The following is a 25,667-nucleotide window of genomic DNA, read 5'->3' on the forward strand; positions in this document are numbered from 1 at the left end:
CCGCAAGGCTAGGGCCGCGGCATACGGTGTGTGCATGCGGATCGTTCACCTGGGCTTCTCCCCCGACCTCGTCGACTACGAGCAGGGCTGGCAGGCCCAACGGGAGGTCCACGCCCAGGTCGTCGACGGCACCCTCCCGGACACCACGCTGCTGCTCGAGCACGCGGCGGTGTACACCGCCGGCAAGCGCACCGAGCCGCACGAGCGGCCCGTCGACGGCACCCCCGTCATCGACGTCGATCGCGGCGGTAAGATCACCTGGCACGGCCCCGGCCAGCTCGTCGGGTACCCCATCGTGAGCCTGCCCGAGGTGCCGATCGACGTCGTCGCCCACGTGCGGCGCCTCGAGGAGGTGATGATCCGCACCACGGCCGAGTTCGGCGTCGAGACGGTGCGGGTCGCGGGTCGCAGCGGGGTGTGGGTGCTGGCCGACGACCGCGGCCCGGACCGCAAGCTCGGGGCGATCGGGGTGCGGGTGAGCCGGCGGGTGACGATGCACGGCTTCGCGCTGAACTGCGACGCCGACCTGTCGTGGGCCGACGCGATCATCCCCTGCGGCATCGCCGATGCCGGCGTCTCGACGCTCACGCTCGAAGCCGGTCGCCGGATCACCGTCCAGGACGTCCTGCCCTACGCCGAGAAGCACCTGAGCGAGGTCCTCGGCGCAGGGGTGCGCTGACCCCTGCCCCGGCGGAGTGGCTGCACAGCCGTTGGGGCCGGGCGAGGCACTGGACGTATGGTGGTCGACGTGACTGTCGCACCCGAGGGACGCCGCATGCTGCGGGTGGAGGCGCGCAACGCGCAGACCCCGATCGAGCGCAAGCCGGAATGGATCCGCACGACGGCGAAGATGGGGCCCGAGTACACGGCCATCCACTCGCTGGTCAAGGGTGAGGGTCTGCACACCGTCTGCCAGGAAGCCGGCTGTCCGAACATCTTCGAGTGCTGGGAGGACCGTGAGGCCACTTTCCTCATCGGTGGGGACACCTGCACCCGGCGGTGCGACTTCTGCGACATCGCCACCGGCCGCCCGCAGGCCCTGGACCTCGACGAGCCGCGCCGGGTCGCCGAGTCGGTGCGCACGATGGGGCTGCGCTACTCGACCGTGACCGGGGTGGCCCGCGACGACCTGCCCGATGGTGCCGCGGGGCTCTACGCCGAGACGATCCGCCAGATCCACGCGCTGAACCCCACCACCGGGGTCGAGATCCTGCCTCCCGACTTCGGGGCCCAGCCCGAGCTCGTCGGTCAGGTCTTCGATGCCCGGCCCGAGGTGTTCGCGCACAACCTGGAGACGGTGCCGCGCATCTTCAAGCGGATCCGTCCGGCGTTCACGTACGACAAGTCCCTCAAGGTGCTGTCGATGGCGCGGGAGGCCTCGCTGGTCACCAAGTCCAACCTCATCCTCGGGATGGGCGAGGAGGACCACGAGATCGAGGAGGCCATCCGCGACCTGCACGACGCCGGCTGCGACATCCTCACGATCACCCAGTACCTGCGCCCCTCACCCAAGCACCACCCGATCGACCGCTGGGTCAAGCCCGAGGAGTTCGTGCACTGGTCCGCACGCGCCGAGGACATCGGGTTCAAGGGCGTCATGGCGGGCCCGCTCGTGCGCTCGTCGTACCGGGCCGGTCGGTTGTGGGCCACGGCGATGAACCGGTGGGGGCGTCCGATCCCCGAGCACCTGGCGCACCTCGAGGCGGCGTCGGGCGACCCGGCGCGTCAGGAGGCGGCATCGTTGGTGGCGGCGGCGGCGCGCACCGTATCCTGATCTGCGACGCCCGCGGCATCCCGCGGATTCCGCCCCCCTGACTTCATCCAGGAGCACGACTCCCGTGTCCGAACAGCCCGAGAAGAAGACCGGCCGCATCGCCCAGGCCCGGCAGGCGTACAGCGCGATCAAGAGCCTGGACCCCAAGCTCGGATGGTGGATGTTGTTCGCCGCCCTCGGCACGGCTGCGCTGTTGCTCGCTGGTGGCTTCCTCCTCGGTGGTTGGTGGCGCTGGTACGCCGCGCTCGTGGCGATCCCGTCTGCGCTGCTCGCGGCGGTGATCGTGATGAACCGACGCGGCAACACGGCGATGTACAAGGCCCTCGATGGTCAGGTCGGCGCCACCGGGGCCACACTCACCGGGCTCGGCCGCCGCGGGTGGTACGCCGCCCAGGAGCCCGTCGCCCTCGAGGGCGCTCGCGGCACCCGACCGAGCGACATGGTGGATGCCGCGATGGTTTTCCGCGCGCTGGGACGCCCCGGCGTGGTGCTCCTCGGTGAGGGCCCGCCGGCCCGGGTCAACAAGCTGCTCAAGCAGGAGGAGAAGAAGGTCGCCCGTGTGGCTCCCGGCGTTCCGGTGCACCTGTGGGTCGTCGGTGACGGCGAGGGCCAGGTGCCGGTGAAGAAGGTGGCGAGCAAGCTGACCCGGATGCGCCCGGTGCTGACCAAGGCCGAGACGGCCGTGGTCAACAAGCGGCTGAAGTCGCTCGGCGGCATGCGTCCTCCGATCCCCAAGGGTGTCGACCCCACGCGGGCCCGCGTCGACCGCAAGGCCATGCGCGGTAAGTAACGCGCCACTCCCTCGTCCCGCGACCCCACGGCATCCGGATGCCGCCTCGACCGGGTGGCAGAGGACGACCGGGTGGCAGAGGACACAGAACGGCCCCGGCTCTGGTGAGCCGGGGCCGTTCTGGTGCGTGTCGCCGAGGATCAGAGGTCTTCGTGGCGGCCGAGCTTGTGCAGGGCCACGCCGCCGAGCACCTGGACCAGGCCGAGACCCATGGCCATCGCGCTGACACCGAAGGCCAGGACGCTGGTGAAGAGCGAGGCGCGAAGGAACGAGCCGTTCATGACCACGGCGCGCACCGGGTCTTCACGGTCGAGCTCGGCGTAGGTCTTGCCACCGGAGGCGTCAAGGGCGTGCTCGTTGATGATCTGGGCCTGGGCGTAGGCGCTGAAGGGGCCGTTGACGTTGTCGCCGGCGAGGAACGAGGCGTCCTCGGCGACGACGATGTTCTCCGCGGAGAGCTGGTTCTGGACGAGCACCCAGGTGCTCGCGCCGCCGACGAACATGATCGCGCCGATGACCGCGATGATGATGCCGGAGAGCTTGACGAATCCGCCACGCTGCGTGGCAACCGCTTCGGTCTGACTGGTTGTGCTGCTCATGTCCGCTCCTGCCCTAGTGGTGTTGCCGGCTCTTGTTCCTCCGGCACCATCCATTCTCCTACATCACGTAGTAGTTGAGCAATTCACGACTGTGTCGGCCGCGTCACACGCCAGAGCGACGGGTTGCCGTGTCACACGCCAGGGCGACGGGGGCGGCCGCGTCGGGAAAGGGGGTGAACTCAGGCCCGGACGATGCGCGTACCGGCCACCGAGTCGTGCCAGGCCCGACCGTCGGCGCGGGTGATGATCGCAGGCACGAAGAGGCACAGCAGGGCCGTGCGCACGACGACCTGGAGGGGGAAGGAGCCCGGGCGGACCTGCCACACCTGCAACCCGAGCAGTCGGTGGCCGACGGTTGATCCGGTGAGGCTGACCAGGACGATGTTCAGGGCGGCGAAGACTCCCATCAGCGCCCACGAGCTCTGCGGCACCCCGAGGAACAGGGGTGGCTCGGCCCCGGGCTCGAGGACGATGTCATAGGGAAGGAGCCCGAAGACGATGAACAGGCACATCACCCAGTCGATGGCCCAGGCCGCGAACCGACGCCCCAGCGACGCACCCTGGGGGGACAAAGCTCGAGGTGGCGACGTCACGGCATCCATCCTAGGTGGACCACCGACGGCCCTCCGTCTCGGATGCCGTCCGCCAGTCGGGCGGCGCATCTCACCTCTTGATACGTTGGGCCGCGTTACACCGGCGAAACATGAGGGTCACGGACGGGAAACCGCCGCTCCCTAAGGTCGTCACAACGCCCAGGGCTGGCGCTCCAAGCCCCCCTTGCCCCGAACCAGGAGGTTCATCGTGTTCAGCTCCGCCGAGGAAGTCCTCGACTTCATCAAGGCCGAGGACGTCAAGTTCGTCGACGTCCGTTTCTGTGACCTGCCGGGGGTCATGCAGCACTTCAACGTGCCGGCCAAGACGGTTGACATCGACTTCTTCACCAACGGCCAGATGTTCGACGGGTCCTCGATCCGTGGCTTCCAGGCCATCCACGAGTCCGACATGAAGCTCGTGCCGGACCCCAAGAGCGCCTACCTCGACCCCTTCCGGGTCGAGAAGACGCTCATCATGAACTTCTCGATCGTCGACCCCTTCACGGGCGAGCCGTACAGCCGTGACCCGCGCAACATCGCCGCGAAGGCCGAGGCCTACCTGAAGTCCACCGGGATCGCCGACACCGCGTTCTTCGGTGCCGAGGCCGAGTTCTACGTCTTCGACGACGTGCGCTTCGAGACCAAGGCCAACGCCAGCTACTACTACATCGACTCCGTCGAGGCGGCCTGGAACACCGGTCGCGTCGAGGAGGGCGGCAACCGCGGCTACAAGACCCGCTACAAGGGCGGCTACTTTCCCGTCCCGCCGGTCGACCACTTCGCCGACACCCGCGACAAGATCTGCCTGAAGATGGCCGAGGTCGGCCTCGAGGTCGAGCGCAGCCACCACGAGGTGGGCACCGCCGGCCAGCAGGAGATCAACTACCGCTTCGGCACGCTGCTGCAGTCCGGCGACGACATGATGAAGTTCAAGTACGTCGTCAAGAACACCGTCTGGGAAGAGGGCAAGACCGCCACCTTCATGCCGAAGCCGATCTTCGGCGACAACGGCTCGGGTATGCACACCCACCAGTCCCTGTGGAAGGACGGCGAGCCGCTCTTCTACGACGAGCGCGGCTACGGCGGCCTCTCGGACCTCGCCCGCTGGTACATCGGCGGACTGCTCAAGCACGCCCCGGCGCTGCTGGCCTTCACCAACCCGACGGTGAACTCCTACCACCGCCTGGTTCCCGGCTACGAGGCCCCGGTCAACCTCGTGTACTCCGCCCGCAACCGCTCCGCCTGCGTGCGCATCCCGATCGCCGGCGACAGCCCGAAGGCCAAGCGCATCGAGTTCCGCATCCCCGACCCGTCCTCCAACCCCTACCTGTGCTTCGCGGCGCAGCTCATGGCTGGCCTGGACGGCATCAAGAACCGCATCGAGCCCCCGGAGCCGGTGGACAAGGACCTCTACGAGCTGCCGCCGGAGGAGCACGAGGCCATCGCCCAGGTTCCCGGCTCACTGCCCGAGGTGCTGGACGCCCTCCAGGCCGACCACGAGTTCCTGCTCGAGGGTGACGTCTTCACCGAGGACCTCATCGCGACCTGGATCGAGTGGAAGCGCAAGAACGAGGTGGACCCGATCCGCTTCCGCCCACACCCGCACGAGTTCGAGATGTACTTCGACATCTGATCGACCCGATGCCCTGACCTGCGGAAACGTGGGTCAGGGCATCGTTGTTTCCGTGAATGTGTCCGTACTAGCAGTGACCGGGCGCATCGCGAGGACAGCGCTCACGGCAGCTCTCGACGTCTCGTCGGCATCTGGGAACAGGTGACCGTAGACGTTGAGGGTCGTCGTCGCGCTGGCATGCCGCAGGCGCGCCTGGACCACCTTCACGTCGAGCCCGGACGCGATGAGCATCGAGGCGAAGTAGTGCCGGAGGTCATGGAAGCGGAAGCCCTCCGGCAGGCCCGCGACCTTCGCCCGCGCCTCGCGGAAGGCCCGCTCGATCTGCCACGGCCCGACTGGGCGACCGTAGGCACCGGCCACGATGGTCGGCTCGTCGGTGGCCAGCATGGTGGCGAGTTCACGCGGAATCGGGATCGAGGTCCGCGACGTCTCGGTCTTCAGTGGCTCGTCACCCCACTGGATGGCCGGATGAATCACGCCGCGCATGAAGTCGACGTCGTCTCGACGTAGCGCTGCTGCCTCGCTCACACGCAGACCAGCGAACGCCCCGAGCAGGATGGCCGGCCGAGCGTGGGCCTCGATGGCGTCATGGATCGCCCACACCTGCTCCGTGGTGGCAACGTAGGGCCGCTGCGAGCCGGCACCCGGCGAGGTGCGCCTCGAGCAAGGGTTGCGAGGGATGAGACCGTCATGCACCGCGTCGCCCATGATCTGGCTGAGACGTCGATGCAGCGCGTAGACGTAGGACTTGGCCTTGCCCTCATTGGCGAGCCGAGCCGTCCATGCCTTGACCGCTGAGGGCTTGACGTCGACCAGGGCCAGAGGGCCGAACTCGGCCTCGATCTGTGCGACGTGAGTACGCGCCTGACGCACTGTCGACGCCTTGCGCGTGCCATAGGCGACGAGCCACTGCTGGCACCAGTCCTCGACTGTCGTGCGGGCATCGCGAACCGAGACGTGGTCGCCGCGGAGAACGCCAGCACGCTGTACTTCGATCCACCGCTCGGCGTCAACCTTGCGCGCAAACCGCTTGGCCTGCTCCTTGCCCTGCGGATCGATGTAGCGTGCGCGCCAGCGGGAGCCCTTGCCGTGGACAGCACTGGGGACGCGCTTGCCCGTGGCGCGGTCACGAACGGTCCAGCGGTCCTCGACCAGTGATGCGGCCATCAGCGGGCCACCTTCCCGGGTGTCGTGGGGGGCAATAGGCCGCGCTCTCGAGCGAGTTTCACACGGCGGCTCGCAGTCGGTCGGGAGACGCCCTGCGCGTCCGCGACCGCCTGCAGCGGGGTGTGCTCTGCGGCTCGGTAGACCTCGGCCGCCTCCTCGATGAGCGCAGGGTCGACCGGTGGGCGGCCCCGGTGCTGGTTGGTCGTGCGGCGGGCGAGTTCCTTGGCCATCGCACCCTGTACGGCGGCGTACCCGCTGTGGTCCTGTCCGTCGAAGAACCAGTCGAGAGCGTCGGCCGCGTCCTCGTCGCGGACCTCCGCCACGGACACCAGGCCATCGAGCCCGAGGCGCTCGAGAGCGGCGCTACGCATGAATCGTCCGTAGCCGGCGCCGCCTGCGCGCGGGACGATCCGCAGCTCCTTCAATGCGATTCGGCCATTGACGTAGCCGAACCGCACGCCGATGTCGACGTTGCCGCCCACGTCGTGTCCCTCGTCGTCTACCTCGACGTCAGTTCGGCGCACCCAGGAGAACTCGGTCGGCATCCACAACGTCCGCCCTTGCTCGTCCGTCTCCGTGGCGACCCATTCGGCATCGCCTCGCACCACGAACCCGGCCGCTGTCGCCATGCCCTTCTCCTTATCGTTTAAGTGCTCTGCTTCTCGTTAAAGACAGCGTAGCAAGAGCCGAGCATCATTAGCAATAACCGATAAGGACCAACACGGGCCATACGGAAGAAGGAGACCAAGCCATGACCGATTCACTTCTCACAACCGAGGAAGTCGCCGCGATGGTGCACCTCTCCCCCGCGACCATCCGCTGGCACCGCCACCGCGGCACCGGCCCGCGCGGCTTCTCCCCGCCCGGCATGCGGCGTGTGCTCTACCGCGCATCCGAGGTCGAGCGCTGGATCGCCGCAGGCGAACCGGCCGCCACGTCCGCCTGACCTAGATACGTCGCGCGTCGACCCGCCCCGTCGCGCCCGGCCAAAGGAACCACCACACCATGAGCACGAACCTGCGCAGCGACCTGCTCGCCGCGGCCCCCCACAACCCCCAGGCGGCGGCCCAGATGGCTGCCACCCTCGGCGAGGCCCCGCCCGAAGACGACGCCGCCCCCGGCAAGGCCGAGGGCGAGCGCGAGGGCGGAGCAACCACCACGAAGCGCCGCACCTCCATTGTCGCAGAACGGCGCTGCCGTTCCGCGGCTACTCGCTCGGTGGAGCAACTCATCACCACGGCTGGCGCTGCCACCGAGTTGGTGCTCTGGTTCGCTGCGGCGCGCGCTGCCTGGGAGCTCGCGTCGGGTTTCGGCCGATGAGCGCTGACATGCACAAGGCCATCGCTACCGAGTTCGCAGGCTGGCCCCTGATCGAGATCTACAGCGCCGGCCCCGACGGCACCTGCCACTGCCCCGACGGGGCGACCTGCACCCGCGGCGCCGGCAAGCACCCGAAGGGATACTGGAAGGACGCCGCCCCCCTGACCGAACACGGGCGCACCCCGCGCGGGCTCGGCGTGCGCACCGGCGCGGAGGCTGGCTTCTGGGTGCTCGATGTCGACGAGGCCGGTGTCGAGCCGATGAAGGCCCTGATCGCCGAGCATGGGGGCTTCCCTGCGACGCGCAAGCACCAGACCGGCGGCGGCACCTGGCACTACTTCTTCACGATGCCGGACGACTTCGACATCACCTGCAGCCCCGGCCGACTGCCCAAGGGTGTCGACGTCCGCGGCAACGGTGGCTATGTCATCCTGCCCCCGCACCGCAGCGGCAAGGGCCTCTACACGGTCATCGACTCCTCCCCGGTTGCGCCGGCCCCGGGGTGGCTCCTCGACCTGCTGCGCCCGAAGGCCGTCGCGGAGCCCGTCCGGGCGGCCGACCCTGAGCAGCGGAAGCCGAGCGAGGCGAGTCCTTATGAGACCAGCGCCATCGACAGCGAGGTCTCCCGCCTCAAGGCCATGCGCGACGCCGCGACCCCCGACGGCGCGGAGTACAAGGGCGAGCCATGGGACGCCACCACCTTCGAGGTCGCCTGCAAGCTCTTCGAGCTCGCCAACAGCGACTGGACGGCTCTCACGCCCGACGAAGTGCCGCTTCTCGTAAGGGCTGAGGCCCCTCGCGACGCTGGCTTCGATGGCTCCCGGGTGGAGGCGAAGATCGACAGTGCCCGCGGCAAGGTCGGCGCGAAGCAGCGGCCGGCGCCCGTCGACAACACCTCATGGCTCGAGGAGGTGACGCCGCGCAGCGGGCCCTCGGCTTTGACCGGGCGCACCTTGGACCGCGATGAGGTCGCCCTGACGGCGGCCGGCGCACTGTCCGACGCCGAGCAGGCCTCACGCTTCGCCGACGCCGAACTGAGCGGGCGGTTCCTCCATGCGCCCGGCCTGGGCTGGCTTCAGTGGGATGGTCGGCGCTGGGCCGACACCGACGAGTCCGTCGTGGTCGAGTCGTCCCGCCGATACGCCAAGCAACTCATCATCGACGCGACCAGGCGCGGCGCGGATCCTGACGCGATCAAGGCCCTAACCCGGCGCCTCACCAAGAACGCGATCCGCGCCGTCGTCGAACTCGCGCGCGGTATCGACGGCGTGCGGGTGCAGGCCTCGGCCTTGGACGCCCACCCCGACCTGCTCAACGTCGCGAACGGTGTTGTCGACCTCCGCTCGGGTGGCCTCCGACCGCACGACCCCGGCCTACTGCTCACGCGGATCTCACCGGTTCCCTACCTCCCCGACGCCACCCACCCAGACGTGTCGGCTGCACTGCAGGCCATACCGGCAGAGACCCGCGAATGGATGCAGGTGCGGTTCGGGCAGGCCGCCTCCGGCCACCCGGCCCCCGACGACATCGTGCCCATCACCTTCGGGGGCGGAGCCAACGGCAAGTCCTCGGTGCTGGGGGCCGTCGACACCGCACTCGGCGAGCATTCCGGCGTCGTCTCAGCCCGCCTCATGGTCGGCCGGGCAGGGGATCACCCCACGGAACTCATGCAGCTCCGTGGTCTGAGGCTCGCGATCTCCGAAGAACTCCCCGAGGGGCATGCCCTAGACACCAAGCGCCTGAAGGACGTCTCCGGGACGCATGCGATCACGGCGCGCGCGATTCGCCGGGACAACGTGTCGTTCCCCGCCACCCACAGCCTGGTGCTGTCGAGCAACTACCGACCCAAGATCGTCGACACAGACCACGGCACCTGGCGCCGCCTCGCGCTCGTCACCTTCCCCTGGCGCTACGCCGCTGCGCCATCTGGGCCTGGCCAGCGCACCGCTGATCAGGGGCTGCGGCAGCGCCTGCGTGAGGGCCTGGATGGCCAACACGAGGCCGCCCTCGCTTGGGTCGTCGAGGGCGCACGGCGTTGGTATGCCGCCGGGCGTGTCCTGCCGCCGCCCCCCGGGCGCGTCGCCGAGGACACCCTGGCGTGGCGGCGGCAGTCCGACCTCGTACTCGCCTACGTTCACGACCGCCTCGAGTTCGACGCTGCGGCGATGGTCCCCTCCCTCGAGCTCTACGCAGACTTCGGCGACTGGATGACGAACCGCGGCCACAGCAGGTGGAGCGAGAAGACCTTCTCCGAGCGCTTCGACAGCCACGAAATGGTCACCGAACGCAACGTCGCGCGGGCCCGCACGCGGGACCACGGAGGCCTGTCACGCCGGTTCGAGGAGGCCAACCAGGCCTACGCGCCCGGCCAACAGGTCCGCGTCCACAAGGGGCTGCGATTCCGACGCCTCACCGAGGGGGCGCGATGACCCACAGCCCTCTGACCTGCACAAATCCACCTCTGTGCCGGGTGTGCCGGGGTCTTTCGATAACCACCAAGACGCCCTTCGCATGGAGTTCATCAAATTGCCCCGGCACACCCGGCACAGGCAGGGGCACCCGCCCCCTGCTCGGCCCCCACGCATCACCTACAGAAACGGAGCGCCACGGCATGAACCTCATCCCCAACACCACGCCCCTGACGGCCTGGTCGGCCTCTACCTGCGGCGAGGACGGGCGCCTCATCGCGCGGCCGGTCGTGGGCTGGGCCCCGGACCCGAACGACCCGAGCGCACATCTGCCCGTGTGCGTGGCTGGCCACATCGCCCGACCGCTGCAGGTGGCTTTCATCCTCCCGACCGGCGGGCACCCCGGCGCGGAGCACCTCGCCCCCCTGGCCGGCACCCTGCGGACGCAGGCACGGCGGGAGCTGGAGGGCGACCCGTGCACGGCCGCCATGCTGGCCGCCGGTCCGGGCATCCATCGCCTGTCCAGCCTCGAGCGGTTCTTCGACGGCGGCAACGTCGCCGATGTCCTCGAGTTCCTCGATGACATCGAGGCCGAGGTCGACTTCGCACTCGCCGGTGTCGAGCTCATCGTGGACTCGGAAGCGGGCACGTACACCCTTCGGCGCTGGGCTGAGTCGGGCGGCGAGACGCCAGCCGTCCGACGCGCTCGCGCCCTGCTCGAGCGCACGACGGGCGGGCCGCTGTGAACGCCCCCGAGATCACCGTCACCGGGTACCGGGCCGGGTGGCTGGTCGGCCACGTCGACTCCACGGGCGAGGTTGTCGCCATCAAGGCCCCGTCCATGGATGGCCGCCCCGTGGACCTGCAGCCCTACCCCGTCGCGCCTGTGGTCGAGATCGACCGATGGCACCTGGTCGTGGAGTGCCCCGCCTGCCAGCCCCGTCGCCGAGGCGGCAGGCCCATCCGGCACACGCACGGCCGCGGCGATGGTCGCCGCATCGCCGAGGGCCACCGGGTCGGGCACGGCGAGGCCTGCAGCACCCCCGGCTATGTCGTGCTGCTGCTCGACCCCGACCGGGTCACGGTCAAGGGCTACGACCTGCCGGAGCCCGACTGTCCCGCGACGGAGCGCCGCCAGTGACCACCATGACCAGCCGCGAGCGCCGCGACCTCCGGTCGCGCCCGCTGCCCACCCCATGAACCCCTGCCCGGCCGCGTTCGGCCTGCTCGCATCGCAGGCACGCGAGGCAAGGCCGATGCCTGGCGCGGCCGGGTAGGGCCACCGATTCCCCACCACCACAACAGAAGGGCACCACCACCATGGAAGAGCACGAGAACGAGAACGCCCTCGCGGGCGTCAGGGTCCGCACCGGCTACGGGCACGGCAGCCACGAGCAGGTCGATACCGTCGAGAGCGTCGCCCGCGAGATGGGCTGGCACGACGACGCAGCGGGCGACGCCCCGGCGCGCCTGACGGGGAGCCCCGCCCCGGGCCGAGACCGCATCGAGTCACACTTCCGGCGACAGGCAATCAGGGAGGCCGCGAGCCGCCCCGAGGCCCACCTGGTCGGCACCCCGGCCGCCGTGGCGCAGGCATGGGAGGCCGTCGAGGCCGCCCTCGGTGACTACGAGCAGGGCCGCAAGGACCGCGCTCAGGTCGACCACGACGAGCGCCACGAGGCCGCCAAGGACGCCTCGCGGGTCCGTCTCGCCGTCGCGGCCGGCAAGGCCGTCAAGGCCATCAAGGGCGCCCGCGACTACGACGCAGAGCGGCGCCACGCCGACGCAGTCCTGGCGGGGCTGTGGGACCGGGTCAACGACGCCCGGTCCCGGTACGACGCCGCGGTCGAGCAGGCACTGCCCGACTGGTCGGCGGCCGTCCTGGCCGAGGTCAGCACCGCGCACGCCGCGGCGCTGAAGGCTGCCCACGCCGCGCGCGCCACCCTCGAGCGGCTCGCCGTCACCGTGGAGGCCGCCCAGACGCTCGGCGTCGCCGCTGACCCCGAGGCGCGCAGTGCCTCGCCCTGGACGCGACACAAGGCGGACGACGGTATGTCGACCGTCATTGCCGAACTCGGCCGCGACTCATGGAAGCGCGTCGAGACCGGGGCGGTCCTCGACCGCAGGATCAACGGCCTGTCCTACGGCATGCGGGTCACCATCGCGAAGCGCGTGCTTTCCGACACCGGACGGCACGCGCAGAGCGAGTGGCTCAACCTCCTCGCCCTTGAGCAGCGCGAGGGCTACCGGTACACCCGCAACGGCTACCCGGTCACGGTCGAGCGCGCGACGTGACCCTCGGGCCGCAGGGGTGGGGGGTGTCCCCCTCGACCCCTGCGGCCCCGCACCAAGGTGCATAGCGCGTACGGGTCCGCAAGCCCTGAAACACACGCCCCCCTGGGGCGCCAGACAAAGGAGATTCGATGGCCAGCAAGACACCGACAGGCCTCAAGGCCGCCGGCCGCCGCCTGTGGCGGTCCGTGGTCGACGAGTACGAGCTCGAGGAGCATGAGGCAGCGCTGCTGCTGCAGGCCTGCCGCATCGTCGACCGTCTCGACGGCATCGACGTCGAGCTCGAGGGCGCGGCTCTCGTCGTGCCCGGCGAGCGAGGCTCGACCAAGGCCCACCCGCTGCTCGGCGAGCAGCGGGGCCAGATGCTCGCGCTGTCGCGACTCCTCGCGAGCCTACGGCTGCCCTCAGGTGATCAGGAGGCCGGCGAGGGGCTGCGGCGGCCCCAGCGCCGTGGCGCGTCCCGTGGCGCCTACGGCATCCGTGGAGCGGTCCAGTGAGGCGGCGTCGAGCCGCTGCGCTCCAACCCCGCGAGGTTCGGCCACCTCGCCGCCTGTGCCGACCATCGGCCAGCATGACCGCTCGGCGGCTCACCGAGGAACTGGCCGCCTGGTCGGCGAGCCTCGCAGCGCACGAGTACCCGCCGGTCATCCTCGAGCGCCTCGCGCTGTTCACCGTCGACGGCCTCGTGCCGCTGGACTGGGCCGACCAAGAGGCACGACAACGACAGGCATCCGAGCGACACCTACGAGCGCTCAAAGCCCTCGAGGCACGCCAGCATGAGCTGCTGGCCCGCTCTACCGCCACCGTGCGTCGGCACACCGAACCATTCGTGCGGTGGGCACCATGAACCGACGCGAAGCGTTCGCCGTCTCCCCCATCGGTGAGCAGGTGCCGGCCGGCTGCCTCTTTGCGGGGTAGCCCGGGGGCCGCACCGCCGACTTCGACACGGCTTGGCAGACGTCCGCCTCGAGGTTCCGCGAGTCCGACGAGACGACCTCCTACGCCTCCGTGGAGGCTCAATACCGGGACGACCTCGGCCAAGGCGACCTCGCTCCCTGTGCGGTCAGTGCCCGGTCGCCTACGAATGCCTCACCGCGGACGGGTGCATGTACGGCTCCGGCGTCTGGGCGGGCTGGTCCTCGACGACGACTGACAGCACCACCCAGGCGCCAAGGCAAGGCCAGCAAGGCGCACCTCGCGCGCATGGCGTCCTGAGCGAGGGGCCGCGTCTGTGGGACCACGCGAAAGGATGGGCGTGGACGGCCTCCATGCGGCAGGATCGCCGAAATGATCCCGCCGCGCAGCATCGTCATCATCGGACTGACCTTGGCCATTTCGGGATGCTCGGCTCAGCCTGATGAGTCGCCGTCCACGCCAACTTCCACAACGAAACCCGCAACGACGCCCAGCGTCACGACTGCGCCACCCACGGACGTCCTTATCCCCGACATCAAGGGCATGTCGGGCGAGGCGGCTCGCAAAGTCCTGATTGGCATGGGCCTGGTCGGCAGCTTCGCGCCCCCAGTTGTCAACATGCCGGACTTGTACGACCGCGGCCATTGGGTCGTGACGAGCCAGACGCCAGCGGCCGGCGCAGAGGCCCAGCCCGGCGATGAGGTCAAGTTCGTGGCGGCACAGGTCGGGCCTTTGGCCTCGGAGGTGATCGCTGCCTTCAAGGAGAAGGGGTTGCCGGTCACCGAGCCGCGGGACAACACGGAGCAGAACTGCTACGGAGTGGTCCACGAGTGCGTGATGCTCATGACGACCGAGGACGTGTCGGTCTATGAGTTCGCGAACGAGCGAGACGCCACGGCGTTCCTGAAGTCATGGGGTGCCGCCAATGCGCATCAGGAGGGTGTGATCGTCCTGAGTTATCTGGCGGCGCGAACGCCCGATAAGTTGCGGCCCCGTTACGAGGCGGCCCTGACGACACTCATGGGTGACTACTGACCTGAGCGACGAGGCCCTACGCTGCACGCATGGGGTGGTGGGATCAATTCAAACGGACCGAGGCCGAGGTTGGGCCTCCCACACAGGACTACAAGCCCCAGGCGGCTTGGTATGCCGCGCGAGACGGCAACGCCGCCCGCTTCGTTGCCGCCGACGGTGGCATGCCGCCACTGCACCTCATCCGTTACCGCGACAGCAACGGCGAGACGGTGCTGAGGCTGTGCGAGGACTCGACGGGACTACTGGTCGGGCCGACGGATCGCCTTTCGGCGCCGGCCGGCACCTACGTCCCGAATCTTCAGGCAGAGTCCTACTACAAGGCCGCCTGCAAAGCCTGCGACTTCTCCCCCGGCGCTCCCGTGCGACTCAAGGGGGAGCCCTATAACAACACGACCCGTTCGCATTGGCCGTCACTGCCGATTTCGACGATGCGAAGGTCGCGGCCTACGTCAACAAGCAGAAGGCCCGCACGCTCTCCACACTGCTCGACTGAGGCGTTGAACTGCGCGCCGTCTCTCAACAAGGTGCGCGAGGTCGAGGCGGAATCGCAGGCCGTGACGCGGCAGGACATCGAGGAGTTCAGGCGCGAGGTCCGAGCCTTTGCGTCAGGCCATCGAGGTCACTGGAGTCGAAAGTTGGACTCGAGGCCATGAGCGGATGCTGAGCCTGTACCTCGACGACGTGAAGTCCCAGGGCCGGGTCGGGCTCGTGGGGATCATCCTGCCAAGCGACAACGTGCGCTCTCTCTGCGCCGCAGTCGAAGCGATAGTCCGCGAGGGTGGCCCGGCCCCCAAGAACCGGCAGTCCGTGGAACTCAAGGGCGAGGAGATCCTGGGAAACCGCGGCTGGTGGAGGAGCAAGTCACCGCGGGAACGACTGCTCGTCGCCACACAATGCCTGGCGAGTTTGGAACCGCACGGCGCGCGCATCCTCCAGCGCGTTGGCCGCAAGCCGGCAGGCAAGACGCTCAATGAGGCCAAGAGGAGCACCAGCATGGCCATGGCCATAGTGGCGAGCGACTACGCTCGCGAGGTCAACGAGCGCTCGATCATGGCCGTGTGCGACGAGCAGAGCGTCGATCTCGTTACCACCGATAGCGTGATGCACTTTGACCGGATGGAAGACCCTTACCATCATGCGGTGATCGTGGACGCGGTCTACGCCGTGGACTCGCGCCGATCAAGAATGATCCAACTTGCAGATCTCGTCGCCCATGTCTGGCAGGCCAAGGAGACGCCTGGCGCCCCCCACGGCGATCTCTGGAGTCAAGTTCGCCACCTCGAGTACCGCCCCGTCAACTTCATGATGGGTGGGTCCTCTGCCTCCTGAGGGACGGAGTTGGCTTCGCTGCCGACCAGGGGCGGCTCCCACTGCCTTGGAGATGCAGTCGACGCGGGTCCTGGGCCACGGGGCAGTGGGTACGCAACTACCTTCACGGCGCGGGCGCGATCAAGGCCGCCTTGCTGCGGCCTGGTGGATGGCGGCCGCGAGCTCAGCGTAGGTGACTGCGCCATCGGTCAGTCGCGCCAAGGCCGCTAGGCCGAGGGACCGCTGGCCCAGCGCGACGATGGTTTGTCGCGCTAGGACGTAGAAGTCCCACTGCCTCACGTCAAGAGGGTCGTTCCCGGTGTGAGAGGTGGCGGTCTGCACTGCGAACACGTACACGTCGGCGTGGTAGGTGCCTTCTGCTGGGCCCTCACCTCCCCCCGTCGTGTCGGCTTTACGGGAAAGGCCAGAAAACTGGATGCGGGACAGGTTTCGCTGTTCCCAGTTCTGCAGGTATGCCGAGGACTTGACCTCAATGCGGATGCCACCGGGGGTGAGAACGTCGTACTCGTCCCATTCGACGCGCATGCCCTCTGCGCCAACTGCGCGGGCGACGAGAAACTCGGCGAGGTAGCCGCGAGTGTTGTTCATACGCAAGTCCGACATGGCGAATCGCCAGAAGTCCGCAACAGTCGCGTCGACTCCGTTGAATGTTTCCTGTCCGGTCAGAGGAGGGAGGACGGACGGCCTGAGGGGCGGCTGATCCTGGGAAGCGATCACAGGCTCGGAGTCCACGCTCGTATGCTGCCATCCGCTGGCCGCGCCCTGAATGTTTCCGCGAAAGTGTCCGTGCCAGCAACCAGTCATTGTCAACATCGGCCAACGCGACCAACCACAGATTCGCAGGTCAGAAGCTTGCCGCCAACTTGCGCCAACGCGAACAATCATGCACGGGCAATACGAGATGTACTTCGACATCTGATCGAGGCCATCCTTCGCCGGAACCGCGCTGTCCCTCGCGGGGCAGCGCGGTTCCGGCGTTCCACGCATCGTGGGATGCCGTCCGCGCGCCCCCGATGGTGCCGCGCCCACGGCATCCCCCCTGCATTCCGGGGACGAACGCCTTCTCGGCCGGTAGCGTGCGGCTGCATGGGCAGCGACCCGCGCCGCCTCGACGGGCTGCGCCCCGACGAGCGCGCCGCCGCTCTGCTCCTCGAGCACGTGACGGGCGGGACCGTGCGCGCCCACGACGTCGGCACGCGGCAGGGGGCGTACGACCTGCACCTGACGTATCCGAGAGGGAGAACGGCTGCCGTTGAGGTCACGACGGCGAGCAGCCTGCCCGCCGACCCTTTCAGCCTCCTCCTCGTGCCCCACGTCGCGCGCCGCATGGTGAAGGTGGTCAGCGCACGAGGCGTCGACGAGCGACACCTCTTCATCGGCATCACCTCCGAATCGACGCCGGATGCCGGGTGGCCGGCACTCGCTGACGAGGACGTCGTCGCCGACGGGCTGACGCGCTTGTGGATCGTGACCACCGGTCGGGCACCCACGCTGGTGTCCTGGTCACGAGGGGATGGGTGGCAGCACCACCCGAGGTGACGGCGAACCGAGCACCCACTGATGTTCGGGATTCGATGGCTGAGGGAGTTGACATTGAGCCAACCTCCAGCCCTAATATTGAGTCATCATCACTCAATCTTGGGCCGGCCGCCCAACGAGCAAGGAGGACACCATGGCCACCACCTTTGACCCCTTCCGCGACCTGGACCGCGTGCTCTCTGGCTCTCTGCGAACTCCCGCGTCAGCCGCCATGCCGATGGACCTCTACCGGTCCGGCGACCACTTCGTCGCCCACATCGACCTGCCGGGGGTTGACCCGTCGACGATCGACGTCGATGTCGAGGAACGCACCCTCACCATCCGCGCCGAGCGTCGTGACACCACCGACGAAGACGTCCAGTGGCTCTCCCACGAGCGACCGACCGGCACCTTCGCACGCCAGCTCACGCTGGGCTACGGGGTGGCCCCGGACCGCATCGAGGCCGACTACTCCGACGGGGTGCTCACCCTGACGATTCCTGTCGCCGACGAGGCGAAGCCCCGCAAGATCTCGGTGAGCCACAAGGGAAGCCGCCAGGTCATCGAGGGCGAGGCGAGCGCCGCCCAGCCCGTGGGCGTCTGAGCCCGGCTCAGCCCCCTGACAGCAGCCCGGCCCGCGAGTGCCTGATTGCGCGCCTGACCCCGGCTGACCCTCCCCACGAGAAGTCGCCGAGACGAGCACCGGCGACGTGGCGTCCACGTCTCGTGGGGAAGGTCGGGACGGGGCTCTGCGTAGGCGAGAATCGGGCGCATGACGAGTGAGCGCGCCACCCTGATCGAGCAGTTGTTGGATGCCGGGCGGCACCTCGTCGCCCGCGGCCTCGTGCAGGCGAGCGGCGGCAACCTGTCGGTCCGCCTGCCGGGCACCGACACCTTCCTCGTCACCGGGTCGGGCACCTGGCTCGACCGCCTCACCGCCGACGACCTCGTCGAGCTGACCCTCGACGGTGAGCGCATCGGTGGCGCGCAACGCCCGTCGGTGGAGTGGAAGCTGCACCAGCGCACGTACGCCGTCCGCCCGGACGTGCAGGCCGTCATCCACCTGCACCCGCAGCACGTGCTGCTCGTCGACATGCTCGGCGCCCCGATCCGGTTCACGACGTTGGACCACCAGTTCTACCTGGGCAGCGCCGGGCGGGTGCCGTTCCACCCCGCCGGTTCGCAGGAGATCGCGGATGCCGCCGCGGATGCCGCCCGTGACCACGACGCGGTCGTCATGGCGCACCACGGGTGCTCGACGCTCGGCGACACCGTGTCGATGGCACTGCGTCGGTCCCTGAACCTCGAGGAGGCCGCGGCGATGACCTACCGCCTGCTCATGGCCGGCGACACGACCACGGACTTCCCGCAGGAGTGGAAGGGCAACATCATCAGCATCTGAGCACGATGGCTGCGCCGGGCCAGGACCCTCAGCAGATCAAGTCGCTCAGCGGGTCAGCGCCAGGCTGGCCAGGGCCACCAGCCAGGAGACGAACGACCCGACGAGGAAGTACTCGGTGACCTCGTCGATGCCGACGGCATCCACCGTCGAGCTCTCGTCACGCTTGGCCTGCAGCTCGGGGAAGCGGATCAGACCCTTGGCGGCGATGACGAGCCCGGCCGCCGTGAGCTGACCGGCCAACCCGAGACCGATGATCAGAACCCGCTCCATCGGGCCGAGGAGCCGACCACCGCGCAGCTGGTCCGAGGGTTGCGGCCCGCTCGGCAGCTCGGCCTGCTGCACCGGCCGCAGGGCACCGACGCTGACCAGGACGAGTCGGACGACGACGTTGGCGGTGGCGAGGTTCGCGACCAGCAGACCGGTCACGAGCAGCACCGCACCCGGGTCACTGTCGGCCTCGAGCATGGGCAGGTCGGCCCAGGCGAGCCACGACGCGAGCCGCCCGCCGGCCGACGAGGCCCACCCCGACAGCGCGATGAGCGCGAAGGCCACGGCACCGAGGACGGCCAGGGCACGGCCGTGGCCCCGCCCCGTCGACAAGGCCTGAGCGGACAGCACCGCCCACAGGGCAAGCGCCACCATCGACACCCCCAGCACGACGAGGTCGATGGGAGCCGTGAGCCCGGCCAGAGCGGCGAACGCCGCCATCACCGCTGCCCCGACAGCGGGTGACCGCCGGGCCACCGCCGGCGGAGCTGCGGCTCGCACGAGGTCGGCGAGGCCGAGGCCGACGAGCCAGACGCCGAGCCAGCTCACGGCAGCGCCCGCAGCAGGTCATGGGCCGCCAACACGGCCCCGAGGCCGTCAGCGCGCACGCGCTGGGAGACCGCCGACGGGCTGATGCCCTCGAGTGTCGCCAGGTCACCCTGGGTGGTGTGCGGTTCCATGAGCCCCCTCAGCAGTCGGATCGAACGCTCTGAGCACGAGCCAACCAGATGGTCCCGACAGAGCAGTGCGGCATTGACGGCGTCGACCGCGCTGTCGTCCTCTGACGCGTCCACCCGCAGGGCCGTGCGCAGGTGCCGGGTGGCAGGTTTCGCCGCAGCCTCCTCCGCCGCCTCGACGGCAGCGCGGGCCGCCCACCAGCCCGGGCCGTCCTCGATCCCTCGCTCCGGGTCGAGCGTGGTCACGCTCCCCCGCCCGACCCCGATGCGGGTATCCACGTCGGGCAGCAGGGCCAGGCGCACGCGCAGCCCGGCATCCAGCGCCTCGCCGAGCGTCGCGTACGACCCCTGGAACTCGTCGCCGACGGTGACCCGCAGCCCCGTGAGGGACGGGACGGCGTCGTCGACCTGACGAAGTGCGGCCTCGACGGCACGGTGCAGGTCTGCACGGTCGACCGACCCCCGAGAACCGACGATGTCGCCGATGAGAGTGCACCGTGAAGCGTTGTTCTTCATTTGCTCCATCTGAAGATCATACCTTCAGATGCTGGCAATGAAGCCCGAGACGAAAGAACGGCTCCCGTCACGGGGCGATCGACCACAGGTCCTGCCCCGACCTCGGCTCGGCGACCCCACGCTCGGTCGCCACGGCATCCACCAGACGCGCGGGGGTGACATCGAACGCAGGGTTGAACCCGGCCGACCCCTCGGGCGCGACCTGTACCCCGCCGAGGCTCGTGATCTCATCCCCCGACCGCTCCTCGATCTCGATGCCCGACCCGTCCGCCATCGACAGGTCGACGGTCGACCACGGCGCAGCGACCATGAAGGGGATCTCGGCGTCCCGGCAGGCCAGGGCCACCCCGAGGGTGCCGATCTTGTTCGCGGCGTCCCCGTTCGCGGCGATGCGGTCGGCACCGACGACGGCGAAGTCGACCAACCCCCGCAGGATCGTCGAGGCAGCGGCCCCGTCGACCTGGACCACGTGCGGGATGCCGTCCTGCTCCAGCTCGAAGGCCGTGAGCCGGGCCCCCTGCAGCAGCGGGCGCGTCTCGTCGGCGTAGACGAGCTCGATGCGGTCACGGGCGTGCAGCTCGCGGATCACACCGAGGGCGGTACCCCACGCCGACGTCGCGAGCGACCCCGTGTTGCAGTGCGTCAGCAGCCGCAGCCGTGGGCGGTCGATGCGGGCCAGCAGCCAGTCCGCCCCGAGTCGCGACAGCTCACGGTTGGCGGCCTCGTCCTCGCCGGCGAGCTGGCGTGCCGCCGCCAGCACGGCATCCCGACCATGGCCCATCAGCGGCCGCACCTGGTCGACCCCCCACGCGAGGTTGACGGCCGTCGGCCGCGCATTGCGCACCCGGTCAACGGCAGCCTGGATCCGCGCCTCGTCCCAGCCCTCACGAGCCCCCTCGTCCATCGCGACGACGACGCCCATGGCACCGGCCACACCGAGTGCGGGAGCGCCGCGCACGGCGAGCACGGCGATCGCCTCGACGAGGTCGTCCGTGGTGTCGGTGACCCGATCGACGACGGTCCCGGGCAGCAGGGTCTGGTCGATGAGTCGGACGGCCCCGCGACCGTCACGGCCCGCGGTGTCGTCCCAGGAGATGGCGGTGAGCGTCATGGGCGTCAGCCTAGGCTGCGTGACGAGTGGCAGTACGCCCGGTGCTGCGGGGTGCTTACCCCCTGCCGAGGGGCTAGCGTCCGAACATGAGCCCGCGACCCACCCTGCGCCAGACCTCGCCCAGCCCTCGCACGCGCCGGGCCCGCTCCGCCGGAGCCCTCACCCTGGCGCTCGCCATGATCCCGGCAGCGGCGTCCGCCGCCCACGGCGACGACCCGACCGTGCTGACTCCGATCGGTGGCGGCTACGTCACCTCGACCCTGGCCGGGTTCGCGGATGCCGCGGCGCTCAGTGCCAGCGGACCCACCGTCGACCTCGTCGTCGTCCCCTCGGCCTACGGCGACGGCGCCAAGGACCGGGCCGAGAACCTGCGGCTCGCGGCCGAACGAACTGCACAGCTCGACGCCGCGTGCGACGCTGCCGTCGCGTCACCGGCGAGCGGCTTCACCGGGTGCACCGCCACCCTGGCCGTGCTGCTGAACCGCGCCGACGCGCTCGATCCAGCCAACGCGCTCGCCCTGGCCGACCCCGGCACCGACGGCATCTACGTGCTCGGGGGCGACCAGGGCCTGGCCATGCAGGTGCTCGCCGACTCTCCGGCCGAGGAGGCGATCACCGCAGCCGTCCAGCGCGGCGCAGCCCTCGGAGGGGACAGTGCCGGTGGCGCTCGCGTCGTCGATGGCAGACCCGGCGTTTCGGGCCACGCTCACCCAGGCGGTGCGCAGCACGCCGGTGGTGTTCGCTGACGGCTCGATGACCGCCGTCCTCGGCGAGCGCTGGTCGGCCAAGGCCAGGCCCACGTCCAGCACCCTCGAGGCCGAGGGCGTCGCGGCGTACCGCGCCGACGACGCGCTCTGGCAGCTCGGGCTCGCGCTGGTTCCCGCCACCGTGGTCCCCCACCTCACCGACGACTTCCGCTGGGGTCGCCTCTACGCGGGCGTCGCGACGGCCCCCACGCAGCCCGCCATCGGGGTGGCCTCCGGGTCGGCCGTGGTGCTGAGCCCCGGCGGTGCCTCGGTCTCAGGTGCGTCGGTCGTCGTGGCCGACGGGTCGGTAGCGTCGTCGTGGGTCAGCACCAACGGCGCACTCGGCGCGAGCGGGGTCGTCCTCCACGTCTTCGGGTCCGGTGAGCGGCTCGCGCGGTGATCCGCGTCCGGTGACCCTGATGTGACCCGCGTCCTTGCGTCTCGGGTCGCACCGTGCCACGGTCGAGGTGTGGAGCCCCTGGTTCCACGACGACGGACTTCCTCAGCCCGCCGCCGCGAAGCACTCGCGATCGGAGGAAACCCGGATGAGCGCATCACGAGTTGTCGTCGGGGTCGACGGATCCCCGCTGTCCATGGCCGCCGTGTCCGCGGCAGCACAGATCACCAGCGAGCGGGGACTGCCCCTGCACGTGCTGCACGCCTTCGCCGTCGACCTCCCGATGCTGGGGTTCGGCGAACTGGCGAAGGACTCCGACGTCGTGTCCACCCACGCGGACAGGCTCGTCACCCAGGGGGTTGCCCGCGCCCACGCGATCGACCCCTCCCTCACGGTGACCACCGCCGTCCGCGACGGCTACGCGAGCCAGGCCCTCGTCGATGCCGCACGCACCGCAGCCCTCGTCGTCGTCGGCGCCATGGGGCACGGGCTGTTCAGCCGGGCCAGTGTCGGCGCGGTCGCGATGCAGGTCGTGACGCACGCCCGCTGCCCCGTCCTCGTCGTGGGCCACGAAGGCGGCCCGCCGGCATCCGAGGATGCTGCGGTCGTCGTGGGCGTCGACGGGTCCAAAGCCTCCCTGCGAGCCCTGTCCGCCGCGTTCGACGAGGCCGTGCGCCGCAGCGCTCCCCTGCGCGTCGTCCACGCCTGGGAGCCCAGCAGCGCCAGCGACCCCACGTTGTCCGGCGACTCGACGTGGAGCGACTACGCCGCCGACCTCGAGCGCACCCTCAGCTCAGCACTGTCCGCACAGCAGGCCTCCAACCCGCACGTCGAGGTCAGCTACGAGGTGGTCACGGGTGAGCCGGTCCAGACCCTGCTCGACCACGCCGCAGACGCTGGGCTGCTCGTCGTGGGCAGCCGCGGATCGGGGGGCTTCCCCGGGCTGCACGTCGGGTCGACGGCTTTGCGCCTCATGGGCCGTAGCCCCTGCCCGGTGCTGTTCACCCGCTGACCAGGCAGGCGCGAGGCCCCGATCAGGCGTCGATGCGTCTGGTCGCGCCGAGCTGGTCGAGCACGAAGGCCCATTCCCAGGCGATCTGCTCCCACGCGGCATACCGGCCGCTGCGGCCGCCGTGTCCGGCGGCCAGTTCGGTGCGCATCAGCACGGGCCGCTGCTCGAGGTCGTTGGTCGCGACCTCGCGCAGCCTGGCGACCCACTTGGCCGGCTCCGTGACGTAGACGCGGGTGTCGTGCAGGCTGGACGTGGCGAGCACCGCCGGGTACCGGGCCGCGCGCACGTTCTCGTAGGGGGCGTAGGCCCGCATCGCGGCATAGACCTGCGGGTCGTCGAGCGGGTTGCCCCACTCCTCCCACTCCCCGATCGTCAGCGGCAGGTCGGGTTGCAGCATCGTCGTCAGCGCGTCGACGAACGGCACCGCGGCGTGCGCGACGCGGAAGGTCTCGGGCGCGAGGTTGAGCACGGCCCCGACGAGCAACCCACCGGCAGAGCCGCCCTCGAGCCCGACACGCTCGGGGTCGATCCAGCCGGTCGCCACGAGGTGGTCGACGCAGGCGAGGGTGTCGGTGAACGAGGTGGTCTTGGCGAGCAGCTTGCCCTCGTCGTACCAGCGGCGGCCGAGCTCACCACCCCCGCGCACGTGCGCCACGGCGTACACGACCCCGCGGTCGAGCAGGCTGAGCCGCGCGACGGAGAAGTAGGGGTCGGAGGAGATCTCGTACGCCCCGTACGCCGTGACGAGCCCTGGATTGGTGCCGTCGGGCTCGACGCCCACGCGGTGAACCACCGAGACCGGCACGAGGGTGCCGTCGGATGCCGTGGCCCACTCGCGCCGTTCGGCATAGTTCGCGGCGTCGAAGTCACCGAGCACCGGCTGCCGCTTGAGGAGGGTGCGCTCCCCGGTGCGCAGGTCCACGTCGAGGATCGAGCGGGGCGTCACCCACGACTCGACGACGACCTGGACCGAAGTCTGCCCGGGCTCGGGGTTGTCGCCGAGCCCGATCGAGTGCACGGGGGCGTCGACGGAGACGTCCCAGCCGGCGGCGTGCCCCGAGTCGCTCGAGGCGTCGCGGGGCAGCACGCGAAGGGCGGTCAGGCCGCCGCTGCGCAGGGAGAGCACGGATGCCGTGTCGAAGGCGTCGACGGAGACGAACCGTTCGCCGTCTGTCGAGTTCAGGAGCGGGACCCACTGCTCGTGGCTCGTCGCGTCGAGCGGCGCCCAGGCGAGGTCGGCGTCGGGGGTGTCGGTGTTGTGGACGATGAGCAGCCGGTCACCGGCCGGCTCGACGTCGTACTCGATGCCGTCGCGGCGCGGCGCGACGACGCGCCACTCCCCCTCCGGGTCAGCCGAGTCCAGCAGGTGCACCTCGGACGTCGTCTTGGACCCCAGACCCAGCATGAGCCAACGCTCGTCACGACTTGACCCGATACCCATCCAGAAACGCTCGTCATCCTCCTGGTGCACGAGCACGTCATCGGCCGGGTCACCACCGACGCGGTGCCGCCACAGCTGGTGCGGTCGCCACGCCTGGTCCAGGCGCGTGTAGAACACGAAGGTGCCGTCCAGGCTCAGCTCGACGCCGTAGCCGATCCCCGTGACCGAGCTGTCGAGCACCTCACCCGTGCCGATGTCGCGGATGACGAGGTCGAAGCGCTCGTCGCCCGCGGTGTCGACGGCGAACGCGACGAGCCGGTGATCGGCGCTGACGGTCAGCGCACCGAGGGAGAAGAACTCACTGTCCCCTGCCTCGACGTTTCCGTCGACGACGACCTGTTCGCCCGGCACGGCATCCGCCTCGGGGTCGGGGCGCTGGGCGGCATCGGTGAGGGGGACGCGCACGTGCGAGGCGTACTGCCGGCCCGCGACGGTGCGCGAGAAGTACCACCACGGGCCGCTCGCGACCGGCACGGACAGGTCGGTCTCCTTGACGCGCGACCGGATCTCCTCGAAGAGCTCACCGCGCAGGCCCTCCAGGTGGGTTGTGCGAGCGTCGGCGTAGGCGTTCTCGGCCTCGAGGTGGGCGAGCAGTGCGGGGTCCTCGAGGTCGGCCATCCAGGCGAAGGGGTCCTCGAACGTGTCGCCGTGGTGCTCGCGCAGGTGGGGTCGGCGCGGCGGGACCGGTGGGGTGGTGCTGGGCATGGCGTCACCCTATGCCGGGC

The 25,667-nt window shown here is 69.9% G+C and carries 29 protein-coding genes; 20 read left to right on the forward strand and 9 right to left on the reverse strand.

Going from position 1 to position 25,667, the window contains the following annotated elements; translation table 11 throughout:
* Positions 1 to 34 precede the first annotated feature (34 nt).
* The 3 genes from lipB (at position 35) to C8E84_RS04190 (ending at position 2,564) form a co-directional block, all read left to right on the forward strand.
* On the forward strand, positions 35 to 679 hold the full coding sequence (gene lipB, locus C8E84_RS04180; RefSeq protein ID WP_159899731.1) for a lipoyl(octanoyl) transferase LipB: 645 nt from the start codon (positions 35 to 37) through the stop codon (positions 677 to 679).
* A gap of 69 nt (positions 680 to 748) precedes the next feature.
* The gene (gene lipA / locus C8E84_RS04185; protein WP_159899733.1) at positions 749 to 1,774 is read left to right on the forward strand and encodes a lipoyl synthase; all 1,026 of its coding nucleotides are present in this window, start codon (positions 749 to 751) and stop codon (positions 1,772 to 1,774) included.
* A gap of 64 nt (positions 1,775 to 1,838) precedes the next feature.
* Positions 1,839 to 2,564: a DUF4191 domain-containing protein gene (locus C8E84_RS04190; RefSeq protein ID WP_159899735.1), complete on the forward strand. Its 726-nt coding sequence runs from the start codon at positions 1,839 to 1,841 to the stop codon at positions 2,562 to 2,564.
* A 140-nt stretch (positions 2,565 to 2,704) separates the two neighbouring features.
* Here C8E84_RS04190 and C8E84_RS04195 read toward each other — a convergent pair whose 3' ends face one another.
* Both C8E84_RS04195 and C8E84_RS04200 read right to left on the reverse strand, forming a co-directional pair.
* Entirely contained in the window at positions 2,705 to 3,163 is a 459-nt protein-coding gene (locus C8E84_RS04195) for an aromatic ring-opening dioxygenase LigA (RefSeq protein ID WP_159899737.1), read from the reverse strand.
* Positions 3,164 to 3,342: 179 nt separating this feature from the next.
* Positions 3,343 to 3,756 (reverse strand): RDD family protein, encoded by a 414-nt coding sequence (locus C8E84_RS04200; protein ID WP_159899739.1) that lies wholly within the window; start codon positions 3,754 to 3,756, stop codon positions 3,343 to 3,345.
* Positions 3,757 to 3,964: 208 nt separating this feature from the next.
* Here C8E84_RS04200 and glnA point away from each other — a divergent pair, with 208 nt between their 5' ends.
* The gene (glnA, locus tag C8E84_RS04205) at positions 3,965 to 5,389 is read left to right on the forward strand and encodes a type I glutamate--ammonia ligase (RefSeq protein WP_159899741.1); all 1,425 of its coding nucleotides are present in this window, start codon (positions 3,965 to 3,967) and stop codon (positions 5,387 to 5,389) included.
* A gap of 33 nt (positions 5,390 to 5,422) precedes the next feature.
* On the opposite strand, the gene C8E84_RS04210 is transcribed toward glnA, so the two are convergent.
* The gene (locus C8E84_RS04210) at positions 5,423 to 6,556 is read right to left on the reverse strand and encodes a tyrosine-type recombinase/integrase (RefSeq protein ID WP_159899743.1); all 1,134 of its coding nucleotides are present in this window, start codon (positions 6,554 to 6,556) and stop codon (positions 5,423 to 5,425) included.
* Complete coding sequence (locus C8E84_RS04215) at positions 6,556 to 7,185, reverse strand: hypothetical protein (RefSeq protein WP_159899745.1); 630 nt, start codon at positions 7,183 to 7,185, stop codon at positions 6,556 to 6,558. Before C8E84_RS04215 ends, C8E84_RS04210 begins: the two co-directional genes overlap by 1 nt.
* Before the next feature lie 122 nt (positions 7,186 to 7,307).
* Between C8E84_RS04215 and C8E84_RS04220 the strand changes: the two genes are divergently transcribed.
* From C8E84_RS04220 to C8E84_RS04265, 10 genes are all read left to right on the forward strand, one after another.
* Positions 7,308 to 7,502 carry a helix-turn-helix transcriptional regulator gene (locus tag C8E84_RS04220; RefSeq protein ID WP_159899747.1) on the forward strand — a complete coding sequence of 65 codons (195 nt, stop codon included), beginning with the start codon at positions 7,308 to 7,310 and terminating at the stop codon, positions 7,500 to 7,502.
* 59 nt (positions 7,503 to 7,561) lie between these two features.
* Positions 7,562 to 7,876, forward strand: a complete 315-nt coding sequence (locus C8E84_RS04225) for a hypothetical protein (RefSeq protein WP_159899749.1) — start codon at positions 7,562 to 7,564, stop codon at positions 7,874 to 7,876.
* On the forward strand, positions 7,873 to 10,305 hold the full coding sequence (locus C8E84_RS04230; RefSeq protein WP_159899751.1) for a phage/plasmid primase, P4 family: 2,433 nt from the start codon (positions 7,873 to 7,875) through the stop codon (positions 10,303 to 10,305). Before C8E84_RS04225 ends, C8E84_RS04230 begins: the two co-directional genes overlap by 4 nt.
* 182 nt (positions 10,306 to 10,487) lie before the next feature.
* Complete coding sequence (locus tag C8E84_RS04235) at positions 10,488 to 11,030, forward strand: hypothetical protein (RefSeq protein WP_159899753.1); 543 nt, start codon at positions 10,488 to 10,490, stop codon at positions 11,028 to 11,030.
* Positions 11,027 to 11,425 (forward strand): hypothetical protein, encoded by a 399-nt coding sequence (locus C8E84_RS04240; protein WP_159899755.1) that lies wholly within the window; start codon positions 11,027 to 11,029, stop codon positions 11,423 to 11,425. The genes C8E84_RS04235 and C8E84_RS04240 overlap by 4 nt, the downstream gene beginning before the upstream one ends.
* A 179-nt stretch (positions 11,426 to 11,604) precedes the next feature.
* On the forward strand, positions 11,605 to 12,579 hold the full coding sequence (locus C8E84_RS04245) for a hypothetical protein (RefSeq protein WP_159899757.1): 975 nt from the start codon (positions 11,605 to 11,607) through the stop codon (positions 12,577 to 12,579).
* 128 nt (positions 12,580 to 12,707) lie between these two features.
* Positions 12,708 to 13,073, forward strand: coding sequence for a hypothetical protein (locus C8E84_RS04250; protein WP_159899759.1), 366 nt, complete (start codon positions 12,708 to 12,710; stop codon positions 13,071 to 13,073).
* 74 nt (positions 13,074 to 13,147) lie between these two features.
* On the forward strand, positions 13,148 to 13,423 hold the full coding sequence (locus C8E84_RS04255; protein ID WP_159899761.1) for a hypothetical protein: 276 nt from the start codon (positions 13,148 to 13,150) through the stop codon (positions 13,421 to 13,423).
* A 440-nt stretch (positions 13,424 to 13,863) separates the two neighbouring features.
* Positions 13,864 to 14,526 (forward strand): PASTA domain-containing protein, encoded by a 663-nt coding sequence (locus tag C8E84_RS04260; protein ID WP_159899763.1) that lies wholly within the window; start codon positions 13,864 to 13,866, stop codon positions 14,524 to 14,526.
* Between the two features lie 657 nt (positions 14,527 to 15,183).
* Positions 15,184 to 15,855: a DUF3800 domain-containing protein gene (locus C8E84_RS04265; RefSeq protein ID WP_159899765.1), complete on the forward strand. Its 672-nt coding sequence runs from the start codon at positions 15,184 to 15,186 to the stop codon at positions 15,853 to 15,855.
* Between the two features lie 120 nt (positions 15,856 to 15,975).
* On the opposite strand, the gene C8E84_RS04270 is transcribed toward C8E84_RS04265, so the two are convergent.
* A complete protein-coding gene (locus C8E84_RS04270; RefSeq protein WP_159899767.1) occupies positions 15,976 to 16,587 on the reverse strand; it encodes a hypothetical protein in 612 nt (203 codons plus the stop codon).
* A 354-nt stretch (positions 16,588 to 16,941) separates the two neighbouring features.
* On the opposite strand from C8E84_RS04270, the gene C8E84_RS04275 reads away from it, so the two are divergent.
* The 3 genes from C8E84_RS04275 (at position 16,942) to C8E84_RS04285 (ending at position 18,775) form a co-directional block, all read left to right on the forward strand.
* Positions 16,942 to 17,394, forward strand: a complete 453-nt coding sequence (locus C8E84_RS04275) for a hypothetical protein (protein ID WP_159899769.1) — start codon at positions 16,942 to 16,944, stop codon at positions 17,392 to 17,394.
* 133 nt (positions 17,395 to 17,527) lie between these two features.
* Positions 17,528 to 17,977: an Hsp20/alpha crystallin family protein gene (locus C8E84_RS04280; RefSeq protein WP_159899771.1), complete on the forward strand. Its 450-nt coding sequence runs from the start codon at positions 17,528 to 17,530 to the stop codon at positions 17,975 to 17,977.
* A gap of 168 nt (positions 17,978 to 18,145) precedes the next feature.
* Positions 18,146 to 18,775 (forward strand): class II aldolase/adducin family protein, encoded by a 630-nt coding sequence (locus C8E84_RS04285; RefSeq protein WP_159899773.1) that lies wholly within the window; start codon positions 18,146 to 18,148, stop codon positions 18,773 to 18,775.
* 45 nt (positions 18,776 to 18,820) lie between these two features.
* Here C8E84_RS04285 and C8E84_RS04290 read toward each other — a convergent pair whose 3' ends face one another.
* Genes C8E84_RS04290 through mtnA form a run of 3 tightly spaced genes read right to left on the reverse strand, consistent with a single transcriptional unit; the run spans position 18,821 to position 21,346 of the window.
* Positions 18,821 to 19,591, reverse strand: coding sequence for a hypothetical protein (locus tag C8E84_RS04290; protein ID WP_159899775.1), 771 nt, complete (start codon positions 19,589 to 19,591; stop codon positions 18,821 to 18,823).
* Entirely contained in the window at positions 19,588 to 20,244 is a 657-nt protein-coding gene (locus C8E84_RS04295; protein WP_159899777.1) for a SatD family protein, read from the reverse strand. The genes C8E84_RS04290 and C8E84_RS04295 overlap by 4 nt, the downstream gene beginning before the upstream one ends.
* A 58-nt stretch (positions 20,245 to 20,302) precedes the next feature.
* The gene (mtnA, locus tag C8E84_RS04300) at positions 20,303 to 21,346 is read right to left on the reverse strand and encodes an S-methyl-5-thioribose-1-phosphate isomerase (protein WP_159899779.1); all 1,044 of its coding nucleotides are present in this window, start codon (positions 21,344 to 21,346) and stop codon (positions 20,303 to 20,305) included.
* An 86-nt stretch (positions 21,347 to 21,432) separates the two neighbouring features.
* Here mtnA and C8E84_RS04305 point away from each other — a divergent pair, with 86 nt between their 5' ends.
* The 3 genes from C8E84_RS04305 (at position 21,433) to C8E84_RS04315 (ending at position 23,501) form a co-directional block, all read left to right on the forward strand.
* The gene (locus C8E84_RS04305; RefSeq protein WP_159899781.1) at positions 21,433 to 22,092 is read left to right on the forward strand and encodes a type 1 glutamine amidotransferase family protein; all 660 of its coding nucleotides are present in this window, start codon (positions 21,433 to 21,435) and stop codon (positions 22,090 to 22,092) included.
* Entirely contained in the window at positions 22,064 to 22,492 is a 429-nt protein-coding gene (locus C8E84_RS04310) for a type 1 glutamine amidotransferase family protein (protein ID WP_159899783.1), read from the forward strand. The genes C8E84_RS04305 and C8E84_RS04310 overlap by 29 nt, the downstream gene beginning before the upstream one ends.
* Positions 22,493 to 22,637: 145 nt before the next feature.
* Complete coding sequence (locus tag C8E84_RS04315) at positions 22,638 to 23,501, forward strand: universal stress protein (protein WP_159899784.1); 864 nt, start codon at positions 22,638 to 22,640, stop codon at positions 23,499 to 23,501.
* A 22-nt stretch (positions 23,502 to 23,523) separates the two neighbouring features.
* Here the strand turns inward: C8E84_RS04315 and C8E84_RS04320 are convergent, their stop codons facing one another.
* Positions 23,524 to 25,647, reverse strand: a complete 2,124-nt coding sequence (locus C8E84_RS04320) for a S9 family peptidase (RefSeq protein ID WP_159899785.1) — start codon at positions 25,645 to 25,647, stop codon at positions 23,524 to 23,526.
* Positions 25,648 to 25,667 lie beyond the last annotated feature (20 nt).

This window comes from Ornithinibacter aureus, from assembly GCF_009858245.1.
GTDB lineage: Bacteria > Actinomycetota > Actinomycetes > Actinomycetales > Dermatophilaceae > Fodinibacter > Fodinibacter aureus.